Here is a 12,569-nt window from a genome sequence, read left to right as displayed (position 1 = left end):
TTATATATGAATTATAATAAATTTACTATTAAATCTCAAGAAATTATACAGGAAGCACAACGTATTGCTATAAAATATGATCAACAATCTATTGAAAATGCACATATATTAAAATCTTTCTTAGAATTAGAAGATAATTTAATTTCTTTTTTTTTAAAAAAACTGAATTTAAATAATAGATTAATTTTAATGGAATTAGAAAAAATTATAGCTACATATCCTAAAATTATTAGTGGAAAAATTATACTGCATTTAAGTAATAATGTGATAAAAATGTTAAATAAAGCGGAAATATATGCTAAAATATTTAAAGATAAATTTATTTCTATTGAACATATTTTTTATGCTATTTTTATGAGTGTTGATAAAACATCTCAATTATTAAAAGATCAAGGTATTACTGAAAAAAAATTGAAACAAATTATTGAAATATTTAGAAAAAAAAATGGACATACAATTTATAAAAATTCAGAAAATAATTTTAATATTTTAGAAAAATATGCAAAAAATTTAAATAAATGGGCAAACAAAGGAAAATTAGATCCTGTTATTGGACGTGATGAAGAAATACGAAGAGTTTTACAAATTTTATCTAGAAGAACTAAAAATAATCCTATTTTAATTGGAGAACCAGGAGTCGGAAAAACAGCAATTGCTGAAGGGATATCTCATCGGATTATTAATGGAGACATTCCTGATAATTTAAAAAATAAAAAAGTTTTTTCTTTAGATATGGCATCTATTATTGCAGGGGCTAAATATAAAGGAGAATTTGAAGAACGTTTAAAATACGTTATTAAAGAAGTTATTTCTTCTGATGGAGAAATTATTTTATTTATTGATGAAATACATACTTTAGTAAGTGCAGGATCTGGTGAAGGATCTATGGATGCAGCTAATATTTTAAAACCTGCATTAGCAAGAGGAGAATTAAGAGCTATAGGTGCTACTACATTAAATGAATATCAAAAATATTTTAGGCTTGATAAAGCCTTAGAAAGAAGATTTCAACAAGTATATATTAATGAACCTTCTATAAATAATTCTATATCTATATTACGTGGAATTAAAGATAAATATGAAAATTATCATAAAGTAAGGATTAAAGATGAATCTATTATAGCTGCAGTAGAATTATCTAAAAGATATATTAATGAACGATATCTTCCAGATAAAGCTATTGATCTTATTGATGAAGCTGCTTCAAAATTAAGAATGGAAATTAATTCTAAACCAGAAGAATTAGATGTACTTCATCGAAAAATTATGCAAATAGAAATTCAAATAGAAGCAATAAAAAGAGAAAATGATGAAAAACAATTAATTTTTCTAAAAAAAAAATTAGAAAAATTTAATGAACAAAAAATAAAATTAGAATTACAATGGCAAAGTGAAAAAGATTTAGTAGATGGAATACAAAAATCTAAGAATAAAATAGAAAATTTTAAATTAGAAGCAGAAAAAGCAGAAAGATTAGGATTTTATGGAAAAGTTGCTGAATTAAGATATGGAAAAATTAAAGAAGAAGAAAATAAAGTTAAATTATTTGAAATAAAATTAAAAAAAAAAGAAACTAAAGGAAAAAGAATGATACAAGAAGAAGTTTCTAAAGAAGAAATAGCACAAATAGTATCCAAATGGACTGGTATTCCAATTACAAAAATGTTAAAAAGTGAAAAAGAAAAACTATTATTTTTAGAAAAAAAATTACATGAAAGAGTTATAGGTCAAGATGAAGCTATTCAATCTATATCTAACGCAATAAGACGTTCTAGAGCTGGACTACAAGATGAAAAAAAACCAATAGGATCTTTTCTTTTTATGGGTAGTACAGGAGTAGGAAAAACAGAATTAGCTAAAACTTTAGCTGAATATTTATTTGATAACGAAAATAATATGGTTCGTATAGATATGAGTGAGTATCAAGAACGTCATTCTATTAGTCGATTAATTGGAGCACCTCCTGGATATATTGGATATGATGAAAGTGGACAATTAACAGAATCTATACGTCGTCGTCCTTATAGTGTTATATTATTAGATGAAATAGAAAAAGCTCATTTAGATATATTTAATATTTTATTACAAGTTTTAGATGATGGAAGATTAACAGATAATAAGGGTCGTGTTGTAAATTTTACTAATACTATTATTATTATGACCTCTAATATAGGATCAGATATGATTCATGAAAATTTAGATCACAATATATTTTCTTTTAATAGAATGGAAACGACAAAAAAAACTTTAATAGATTTATTAAAAAATATTGTTAGACCAGAATTCATTAATCGTATAGACGAAATTATTTTATTTAAACCTCTTACTAGAAAAGAAATTAAAAATATTGTAAAATTACAAATAAAAAAATTAGAAAAATTTTTAGAAAAAAAAAATATACGAATAGAAGTTACTAATGAATTAGTAACTTATTTATCTGAAAGAGGATATGATCCTATCTTTGGAGCAAGACCCTTAAAAAGGGTTATTCAACATGATATTTTAAATAATCTTTCTAAAGAAATTCTAAAAGGAAACATCCATAATAAACATAAAATTATAATAGATTTTTTTAAAGAACAAGGGGTCGTATTTAGAAAAAAAGAATTAATGAATATTATTTAAAATGATATGATTTATAAATCTGGATTTGTTAATATTATAGGATTTCCTAATGTTGGAAAATCTACATTAATAAATTCTTTAGTAGGAAAAAATATTTCTATTATTACACATAAACCACAAACGACTCGTCATAGAGTATTAGGTATTTTAAATAAAAAAAATTTTCAAATTATTTTTTCTGATACTCCAGGAATGATTATAAAAAAAGTTTTTTTTATACAAAAAATAATGATGCTTTATATAAAAAAATCTTTAGAAGATGCAGATATTATTTTATTTATAACAGAAATAGGAAAATTTAATTTCGTTAAAGAATATTTTTATTTATTAAATAATATTTATAAAAAAAAAAATATTCCTATTATTATTTTAATTAATAAAATAGATCAAATAGGAATTAAATATAAGGAAAATTTATTATATAAAACAATTTATTATTGGGATACGTTATTTCCTAATATAGAAATATTACCTATATCTGCATTAAAAAAAATTAATCAAGAATTATTAATTAATAAAATTTTAAATTATTTAAATGAACATCCACCTTATTTTCCTAAAGAATGGATAAGTGATAGATCTGAACGTTTTTTTGTAAATGAAATAATTAGAGAAACAATATTTTTATTATATCAAAAAGAAATACCATATTCTTCAGAAGTTGTTACAGAACAATTTAAAAAATATAATATTTTTATTTATATATTTTCGTTTATATATGTAGAGCGTGATTCTCAAAAAGGTATTTTAATTGGATATAAAGGAAAATCTCTAAATAAATTAAAAAATTATTCTATAAAAAAAATAGAAAACTTTTTTAAAAAAAAAATATTTTTAAAAATTCAGGTAAAAATATGTAAAAATTGGAGATCAAATTATCAAAAATTAAAAAATTTTGGATATTAAATTGATTCAATTTTTATAATAAAAAATTTTTTTTTTCCAAATTGAAATAAAATATATTTTTTCCCTATTATATTTTCTTTTTTCAATAAAATATTTTCTTTTATCAATTTTTTATTGATAAAAATAGAGTTTAAATTTAAAGCACGATTAGCTTCATTTTTAGAATTAAAAAAATGACTTTTTTTTAAAATATCTAATAATAAAATTCCTTTTTTAAATTTTGTTTGAGATAAAATCATATGGGGTATATTTTTATATATATAAAATAATGTTTCTTCATTGAAGAATGAAAATTGATTATTTTTATCAAATAAAATATTTGAAATTTTTACTACTTCTTCATAAATTTTTTTTCCATGTACCCATTTAGTAATTTCATAGGCTACTTTTTTTTGCAAAAATCTTTTTTCAGGATTTTTTTTATGTTTTAAAATAAAGAAATCAATTTTTTTTTTAGGAAAAAAAGTATAAATTTTAATAAATTTTTTAATTTCTGTATCTGAAATATTTATCCAAAATTGATAAAATTGATATGGAGTTGTTTTTTTTGGATCTAACCATATATTTTCGTCTTTTTGACTTTTTCCAAATTTAATACCATTAGATTTTGTAATTAAAGGAAAAGTTAATCCATATACTTTTTTTCCTGTTATTTTTTTTATAAGTTCTATTCCAGTTGTAATATTCCCCCATTGATCAGATCCTCCTATTTGTAAAAGACAATTTTTTTCTTTATTTAAAAAAAGAAAATCATATCCTTGTATAAGTGAATAAGAGAATTCAGTAAAAGATATTCCATTTTTTTTATATTGAATACGTTTTTTTACAGAATCTTTAGATATCATGTAATTTATCGTAATAAATTTTCCTATTTTTCGAATAAAATCTATAAAATAAATATTTTTTATCCAATTTAAATTATTTAGTAATTCTATTTTTTTTGAATAAAATTTTAATAAATTAGATAATTGTTGAGTTATAGATTTTGTATTTTTTTTTATGATATTTTTTTTTAAAAATATTCTTTTATCATTTTGATCAGATGGATCTCCTATAAAACCTGTAGCTTCTCCAATTAATCCTAAAGATTTATGTCCCATTTTTTGAAAATGAATTAAAATAATAATCGGGACTAAATTTCCTACATGTAAAGAATCAGATGTAGGATCAAAACCTATATATATTGTTGTTTTTTTTTTTAATTGTTTTTCGATACCAGTAACTTTATTTTGTATTAATCCTCTCCAAGAGAGTTCTTCAATAATATCTTTCATATAAATAAATTGAAAAATAACATTATGTTAATAATATATGTTTTTTTATTTTTTTTCATTATTTGTTTTTATTAAACAATATTATTTTTATTTTTTAAAAATTTTTCTTTTATAATGTTTTCTATAGATTTATTTTCTATTTTAGAAGATAACCAAGAAATAACATCTAAATATAAAAAAGTTCTTTTTTCATAAGGATGATTATAATATTTAATTAAATTATCTTTCAATTTTTGAAATTGACCTTTTATTTGATGTGGATATATGTTCCCTATATTTTTAAAAAAATAAATTATTTTTTTTTGTACTATATCCCAATCTTCCATTTTTATGAAAAATTTATAAGTTGATTGTATTTTTTGATACATATTTTCATCTAATCCACTATCATAACAAGCGATTAAGTATAATAATCTTGAAAAACATTGTAAATCTTTTCGTATATTTTTTTTTTTATTTTCTATAATTTTTAATAAATATTGTATAGTATTTTTGTAATCTCCACTTCCAAAGTATAAACAAGCAATTTTATAATAAATAATCATAATATAATGTGTATCTAAACGATTAGATATTTTATTAAAATCTTTTAATAAAGGAGGAATTATTTTTTTTACTCCTTCTAAAAAAGTTCCTTCCATATAATGTTTATTAATTTGATTAGTATATTTATACATAAAAATTAATATTTGAGTATTCCCATTAAAAATAATTTCATTATTTTTTACTTCTTTTTCAAATTTTTTTAAAATTGTAATAAATTTTGAATAATAGTTTAAATAAAATAAAGCATTTAATAAATAATGATATCCTTTTAAATAACTTACAGGAACTATTTTTTTAGCTGTTTTATGATTATTAAATAATTCTAACCATTTATAAGAATATTGATAACACATGATAAAATCTTGTCTAATATAATGATACCAAACCTGTGATTGATATAAAAATAATTTTTCATAAAAATTTAATTTTTTTGTATTAAATTTTGGAATATTTGTACGAAAATATGTTTCTATAAATATTTTATCTTTTTCATTTCTAACATATCCTACTTTTAAATATAAATCGTATAATTCTAAAGAAAGATTAGATAAAGCATTGTTACATTTTACCTTTTCAATTAATTCTTTTGATTCAATAGATAATTCTCTAGATCTTGAATATATACTTCTTGTTATATGTTGAGATTCTATCATTTTTTCAAATTCTATTAATTCTAAAAGCATAGTATATGATTCATATCTTTTAGCAATAATTTTTGCTTTTTTTAAAAATTTTAAACTTTGTAGAAATAAACCTTTGTTATATAAAATTTTAGCAAAATCTAAATATTCACGGATTTTTAAATCATAATATTTTTTATTATGTTGTAATCTTAAACAAATTAAAATTTGTTTGTATAAATGTGCTTTTATATTAGATAATTGTTTTTTAGTTATAGGAGTATTTTCTAATATTTTTTTTTTATTATAAAAATTTATTTTACTTATTATTTTAAAAAGTTTTAAAAATTTAGCTTCTTTATTTTTTTTTATACGACCGATATATAGTTTAAAATTTCTTTTTTCAGATTTAGATAATGTTTTAATTAATAAAAAAAGATTATCTAAATTATTATAATTTAACATTGTAATAAAAAGATTATTATTAATATGATTAACAATACAATATAAAATAATTAATATTGTTAGATATTGTAAGTATTAAATTTTTTAAATTTTATTTTTTTTTTATAAAAAATAGTTTTGATAGAAAATGATCCTAAATTATGGAAAAAAGAAGAATACAAATTTTTGATACTACATTACGTGATGGTGAACAAGTTCCAGGTGCTCAATTAAATACTAAAAAAAAATTAAAAATAGCTAAACAATTAGAAGTATTAGGAGTAGATATTATTGAAGCTGGATTTCCTGCTTCTAGTCCAGGAGATTATAAATCCGTTCATGATATTTGTAAGTCAATAAAAAATCCAATAATTTGTGCTTTATCTAGAGCTGTTAAAAAAGATATAGAAATAGCTGCTAGTTCTTTAAAATATGCAAAAAGATCTAGAATCCATACTGGAATAGGTACCTCTGATTGTCATATTCGTTATAAATTTAATAGTACTCCAGAAAAAATTATGTCTATCGCTATAGAAGCTGTAAAATATGCAAAAAAATTTGTAGAGGATGTAGAGTTTTATGCAGAAGATGCAGGACGTACAAAAAATGATTTTTTAGCAAAAATTTGTGAAAATGTTATAAAAAATGGAGCGACAGTAATTAATATTCCAGATACAACCGGTGCTTGTTTACCAGAAGAATATGGGGAAAAAATACATTTTTTAAAAGAAAATGTTAAAGGTATTCATAAAATTGTATTATCTACTCATTGTCATAATGATTTAGGATTAGCTACAGCTAATTCATTAAAAGGAATTATAAATGGAGCTCAACAAGTTGAATGTACTATTAATGGTATTGGAGAAAGAGCAGGGAATACTTCATTAGAAGAAATAGTAATGATTATTAAACAAAATAAATATTTAAATTTATATACAAATATAAACACTCAACTTATAACTCCTACAAGTCATTTAGTATCTAAATGTACAGGAATAAAAGTACAAGTTAATAAGGCTATAGTTGGAGTAAATGCTTTTTCTCATTCATCTGGAATACATCAAGATGGAATAATTAAAAAAAAGGAAACATATGAATATATTAATCCAAAAGATGTAGGAATAGAAAAATCTTTAATTATTCTAACTGCTAGAAGTGGAAGAGCGGCTTTATATTATCGTTATAAAAAATTAGGTTATTTTTTAAATAAAACTTCTTTAAAATTAATTTATTCTATATTTTTAAAATATGCGGATAAACAACAAAAAGAAATTACAGATAAAGAATTGAAAAAAATTTTAAAAAATTCTAATCTTCATAAGAAAGAAATTAAAATACTAAATCATAGTAGAAATAGGAAAATAATTAATGTTTTTTAATTGTGATTTAATATGTCAAAAACATTATTTGATAAAATTTGGAAATCTCATGTAGTCAAAAAAATAGAAAAGGATATTTATGTCTTATATATTGATCGACATTATATACATGAAGTTACTAGTTCTCATGCTTTTTTAGAATTAGATAAAAGAAATTTTTCTGTTTTTAGACCAGAACAAATTATAGCTACAGTTGATCATAATGTTCCTACTATTAATCAACATTTACCTATTAAAGATCCTTTATCTAAAAAACAAATAAATTTATTAATAAAAAATTGTAAAAAATTTAGAATAAAATCTTTATATCAATTAGGAAATAAAAATCATGGAATTGTTCATATTATAGGACCTGAATTAGGTTTAACATTACCTGGAATGACAATAGTTTGTGGAGATAGTCATACTTCTACTCATGGGGCATTTGGATGTATAGCTTTTGGTATTGGATCTAGTCAAGTAACTATGGTAATGGCTAGTCAATGTTTATTGTTATCTAAACCTAAACAAATGAAAATTCAATTAAATGGAAAATTAAATAAAAGAGTTACTCCAAAAGATGTTATTTTATATATAATTTCAAAATTAGGAGTCAATGTAGGAATTGGATATTTTATAGAATATACAGGTTTAGTTATTAAAAAAATGAGTATGGAAGGAAGAATGACTATTTGTAACATGAGTATTGAAATGGGAGCAAAAGGAGGTTTAATTTCTCCAGATGAAATAACTTTTAATTATATTAAAAAATGTGGTAATTCTTTTATCAAGAAGAATATTTTAAAATATATAAAATATTGGTCGATGTTAACAACGGATCATGATGCTTTGTTTGATAAAGAATATATTATTAATTGTGAAGATATAGATCCTATGATTACTTATGGAACTACTCCAGGAATGGGAATGAAAATTACAGATTATATTCCAAAATTATATAATAATCAAGATCAAAAAAGATCTTTAAATTATATGGGTTTTTCTATTGGAGAATCTTTAATAGGAAAAAAAATTAATTATATTTTCATAGGAAGTTGTACAAATTCTAGAATAGAAGATATCAGATTAGTTGCTAAGGTAGTAAAAAATAAAAAAAAAGCATCTAATGTACGAGTAATGGTAGTTCCAGGATCACAAAGAGTAATTCAACAAGCAAAAAAAGAAGGATTAGATAAAATTTTATTAAATGCTGGATTTGAATTTCGTCAACCAGGATGTTCTGCTTGTTTAGGAATGAATGATGATAAAATTCCTATAGGAGAATATTGTGTTTCTACATCTAATAGAAATTTTGAAGGTAGGCAAGGGACAGGAGTAAAAACTATATTGGTTAGTCCATTAACTGCTTCTATTATAGCTCTTGAAGGGAAGATTGTAGATATTAATAAATATATTTTATGAAAAAGTTTACTATTTTAACTAGTAAAATTGTTCCTTTATTTATAGAAGATATAGATACGGATCAAATTATTCCATCTCGTTTTTTGAAAGAAACTAAACGTGAAAAATGTGTAAAAAATTTTTTTAGAGATTGGAGATATAATGAAGATGGGACTTTAAAAAAAGATTGTATTTTTAATAATTCTATTTTTTCTGGACAAATACTTTTAGTAGGTAGAAATTTTGGATGTGGATCAAGTCGTGAACATGCAGTTTGGGCTATTATTGATTATGGATTTAAAGCAATTATATCTAGTTTTTTTGCGGATATTTTTAAAGAAAATGCATTAAATAATGGATTACTTCTTGTAGAAGTATCCGATATATTTTTGAAAACATTATTTAATCAAGTAAAAACATGTCCACACACAAATATTATAATTAATTTAATAAAACAAATTATTTTAATAGTAGAAACTAAAAAATATGAAAAATTTTATATTCATCCTTATAGAAAAAATTGTTTTATTAATGGATATGATGATTTAACTTTTTTGGTTTCTATGAAACAAGAAATAAAAAATTTTGAAAAAAAAAGGTCTTTTTTTAATTTTTTAAAAAAATGAAAAAAAATATTACAGTTATAGAAGGAGATGGAATAGGACCAGAAATAATAAAACAAGCTATAAAAATTTTAAATGCTATTGGTAAAAAATTTCATCATGATTTTTTATATAGAAAAGCATTAGCAGGCTCTATTGCTATAGAAAAGATTGGAACTCCTATGCCAATTAAAACAATTGATGATTGTTTAATAGCTGATGCAGTTTTATTTGGAGCTGTAGGAGATCCAAAATATGAAAATTATCCATTTGGAATGAGACCAGAAGATGGTTTATTAAAATTGAGAAAGGAAATGGATTTGTTTTGTAATATTCGTCCAATTGTAACTTATTCTCAAATAAATAAATCTCCAATTAAAAAAGAAAAATTAAAAGGAATTAATTTTATTATATATCGTGAATTAACAAGTGGTATTTATTTTGGAAAAAAAGGACGTTCTCTTAATAAAGAAGAGGCTTATGATTATTGTTTTTATTCTAAAAAAGAAATTGAACGTATTGGAAGAATGGCTTTTCAAGCGGCACGTTTTCGTAAAAAAAAAATAACTTTAGTAGATAAAGCTAATGTTTTAGAAACATCTAGATTATGGAGAGAAATAATTAATAAAATGTCTTTTTTATATTCAGATATTCATGTAGATTTTTTATATGTAGATAATGCAGCAATGCAAATTATTTTAAATCCAAAAAAATTTGATATTATTTTAACAGATAATATGTTTGGAGATATTTTGTCAGATTTATCTAGTGTTCTTACAAGTTCTTTAGGTTTACTTCCATCTGCTTCTATTGGTAATAAAAAATCTTTATTTGAACCTATTCATGGATCTTATCCTCAAGGAGTTGGTAAAAATATAGCTAATCCGATAGGATCAATATTATCAGTATCTATGATGTTAGAATATTTTGGAATGTATAAAGAAAAAATACTAATAGAAAAAGCTGTAAAAAATTCTATTGAAAAAAAAATATGTACTCCAGATATTCTAGAATATAAAAATAAATCTTCTTCTACTGAAGAAGTAGGTGATTATATAGCAAATTATATTAAAAATTATTAATTTTATTTTTATTTTCTAGAATTGGAATATTAGGATTTAAAATTTCAGAAATTTTTTTTATTAAAAATGGTAAAAAAAATTTTACATAATTTTTATATGTAATTTTTTCTTTTTTAAGGAAATGTATAGGAATAATTCCTATAGAATTATATATATTTTTTTTAGGTGAAATAATAGTAATAATAGGAGGTTTTTTTTGATATTTATGTTCAAATTTAAACCATAAATACATATAAATTAATAATTGCATAATATTTACATAAATAGGATTTTGAAATATTTTTTCAATTTTATTTAAAGTAATATTTATTTTTTTTATTTTATATATCCCTATTTTATAATCTATAATTCGTGTATTACCATCGTATTCATCTATACGATCTATAATACCATATAAATTAACTGTTTTATTATGAGGGGAATCAACAATATTTAATATTGTGGATATTTTATATTCTAATTCTTTAATAAAAATTTTATGACCTTTATGAATTAGTTTTTCCTCCAAAGAAATAAAATTATTAATATAAATTTTTATTATAGAAAAAATATATATATTTTTTTCTTGAAAATTATTTTCTTTTTTGGAAAGAATTTTTTCTATAATAGATTTATAATTTTTTTTCATTAAATTGATATAATTTATAGTAATAAATTGTCCTTTAATAGGATGATATAATATTTTTAATATTTGATGTATTATATTTCCTATTTTTTGTTTTATAGAAATTTTTTGAATATTTTTTATATTAAGTATTTTTTTATAATAAAATAAAAGAGGATTACAATTATATAAATGAATGGAAGAAGGAGATAAACCATGATAAGATATATCTGATAAACGTTTAATAATAGATTGTGTTTTTTCTATAACAATAGGAGATTCTTTTTTTTTAAAAAAATATGGAAGTTTGATTTTTTTTTTTATAAAAAAAGATGAAGATTCTTTTTCTATTTGATAAATAAAACGACTTTTTTCTCCAGAATTTAATTCATCTGCTTGATTTTTATAAATTAAATAAATATTTTTTGAATTATTTAAAATATTTTTAAAATGATAAAAATAAAATTTTTCATTTTCTTGATAAAGAGAAAGATTTAATTTTTTACGAAGATCAAAAGGTATAAAAGTTTTTTTTTTTTTTATATTTGGAGGAATACACCCTTCGTTAACAGATGATATAATTATATTATCAAAATTTTTAACATAAAAATCTATAAAATTTATTATTAGTAAACCTTTTGATTTTTTTCTTATATATGATATTGTGTTCGTATTTATAAATTGTTGATAAATATTAAATAAATCTTTTATTCCATAAATAATATTATTTGTTTTTCTAACTAAAATTTTTAATTTTTGTATATAAATTTCTAATTTTAGAATAAATTTTAATTCTAAAAAATATTTTTTAGTATCTAGAATTAAAAAATTTTTTAATTTTTTAATAAAACTAATAAAAATTATAATACAATTCTTAATATTATGAGTTTTTATATTAAAAATAATATTTAAATCATTTTTTTGTATATATTTATTAATTATAGATTTTGAAATAAAATTTGAATTTTCTATATTGAATTTTTCTAGGAAAGAAATTTTTTTTTTAAAAAAAATTTTCTTTATATATCCATCATAAAATACTCTTAATATATCTGGTTTATAAAAATTTTGATTTTCATTTTTTTTTAATAATAATTTAAAAATTGA

9 protein-coding genes are annotated in these 12,569 nt (G+C 20.6%); 6 read left to right on the top strand and 3 right to left on the bottom strand.

The features are described 5' to 3' along the window. Nucleotides 1-6: 6 nt before the first annotated feature. Nucleotides 7-2,625, top strand: a complete 2,619-nt coding sequence (locus tag H0H56_RS02775) for an ATP-dependent Clp protease ATP-binding subunit (protein WP_185873810.1) — start codon at nucleotides 7-9, stop codon at nucleotides 2,623-2,625. Between the two features lie 6 nt (nucleotides 2,626-2,631). Then, nucleotides 2,632-3,531, top strand: a complete 900-nt coding sequence (era, locus tag H0H56_RS02770; RefSeq protein WP_185873809.1) for a GTPase Era — start codon at nucleotides 2,632-2,634, stop codon at nucleotides 3,529-3,531. On the opposite strand, the gene tyrS is transcribed toward era, so the two are convergent. Together tyrS and H0H56_RS02760 are read right to left on the bottom strand one after the other, a co-directional pair. Continuing rightward, nucleotides 3,528-4,805 (bottom strand): tyrosine--tRNA ligase, encoded by a 1,278-nt coding sequence (gene tyrS / locus H0H56_RS02765; protein ID WP_185873808.1) that lies wholly within the window; start codon nucleotides 4,803-4,805, stop codon nucleotides 3,528-3,530. The two genes, era and tyrS, sit on opposite strands and share 4 nt — an antisense overlap. Before the next feature lie 71 nt (nucleotides 4,806-4,876). Beyond that, complete coding sequence (locus H0H56_RS02760; RefSeq protein WP_185873807.1) at nucleotides 4,877-6,436, bottom strand: hypothetical protein; 1,560 nt, start codon at nucleotides 6,434-6,436, stop codon at nucleotides 4,877-4,879. 140 nt (nucleotides 6,437-6,576) lie between these two features. Here H0H56_RS02760 and H0H56_RS02755 point away from each other — a divergent pair, with 140 nt between their 5' ends. Genes H0H56_RS02755 through leuB form a run of 4 tightly spaced genes read left to right on the top strand, consistent with a single transcriptional unit; the run spans nucleotide 6,577 to nucleotide 10,858 of the window. Continuing rightward, nucleotides 6,577-7,794 (top strand): 2-isopropylmalate synthase, encoded by a 1,218-nt coding sequence (locus H0H56_RS02755; RefSeq protein WP_185873806.1) that lies wholly within the window; start codon nucleotides 6,577-6,579, stop codon nucleotides 7,792-7,794. A 12-nt stretch (nucleotides 7,795-7,806) separates the two neighbouring features. Then, the gene (gene leuC, locus H0H56_RS02750; RefSeq protein ID WP_185873805.1) at nucleotides 7,807-9,195 is read left to right on the top strand and encodes a 3-isopropylmalate dehydratase large subunit; all 1,389 of its coding nucleotides are present in this window, start codon (nucleotides 7,807-7,809) and stop codon (nucleotides 9,193-9,195) included. Continuing rightward, entirely contained in the window at nucleotides 9,192-9,800 is a 609-nt protein-coding gene (gene leuD / locus H0H56_RS02745) for a 3-isopropylmalate dehydratase small subunit (protein WP_185873804.1), read from the top strand. Before leuC ends, leuD begins: the two co-directional genes overlap by 4 nt. Beyond that, nucleotides 9,797-10,858, top strand: coding sequence for a 3-isopropylmalate dehydrogenase (gene leuB / locus H0H56_RS02740; protein ID WP_185873803.1), 1,062 nt, complete (start codon nucleotides 9,797-9,799; stop codon nucleotides 10,856-10,858). Before leuD ends, leuB begins: the two co-directional genes overlap by 4 nt. On the opposite strand, the gene H0H56_RS03070 is transcribed toward leuB, so the two are convergent. Then, nucleotides 10,845-11,615, bottom strand: a complete 771-nt coding sequence (locus H0H56_RS03070; protein WP_238858493.1) for a PD-(D/E)XK nuclease family protein — start codon at nucleotides 11,613-11,615, stop codon at nucleotides 10,845-10,847. The genes leuB and H0H56_RS03070 overlap by 14 nt on opposite strands. Nucleotides 11,616-12,569 lie beyond the last annotated feature (954 nt).

The organism is Blattabacterium cuenoti (assembly GCF_014252455.1).
Lineage (GTDB): Bacteria > Bacteroidota > Bacteroidia > Flavobacteriales > Blattabacteriaceae > Blattabacterium > Blattabacterium cuenoti_R.
The sequence above is the reverse complement of the archived record's forward strand: the minus strand, read 5'-3'. Positions and strand labels throughout refer to the sequence as shown.

Excerpts from the sequence above, each read along its gene's own strand:
- H0H56_RS02775 (WP_185873810.1), top strand. The coding sequence starts at position 7 with ATGAATTATAATAAATTTACTATTAAATCTCAAGAAATTATACAGGAA.
- era (WP_185873809.1), top strand. The coding sequence starts at position 2,632 with ATGATTTATAAATCTGGATTTGTTAATATTATAGGATTTCCTAATGTT.
- tyrS (WP_185873808.1), bottom strand. The coding sequence starts at position 4,805 with ATGAAAGATATTATTGAAGAACTCTCTTGGAGAGGATTAATACAAAAT.
- H0H56_RS02760 (WP_185873807.1), bottom strand. The coding sequence starts at position 6,436 with ATGTTAAATTATAATAATTTAGATAATCTTTTTTTATTAATTAAAACA.
- H0H56_RS02755 (WP_185873806.1), top strand. The coding sequence starts at position 6,577 with ATGGAAAAAAGAAGAATACAAATTTTTGATACTACATTACGTGATGGT.
- leuC (WP_185873805.1), top strand. The coding sequence starts at position 7,807 with ATGTCAAAAACATTATTTGATAAAATTTGGAAATCTCATGTAGTCAAA.
- leuD (WP_185873804.1), top strand. The coding sequence starts at position 9,192 with ATGAAAAAGTTTACTATTTTAACTAGTAAAATTGTTCCTTTATTTATA.
- leuB (WP_185873803.1), top strand. The coding sequence starts at position 9,797 with ATGAAAAAAAATATTACAGTTATAGAAGGAGATGGAATAGGACCAGAA.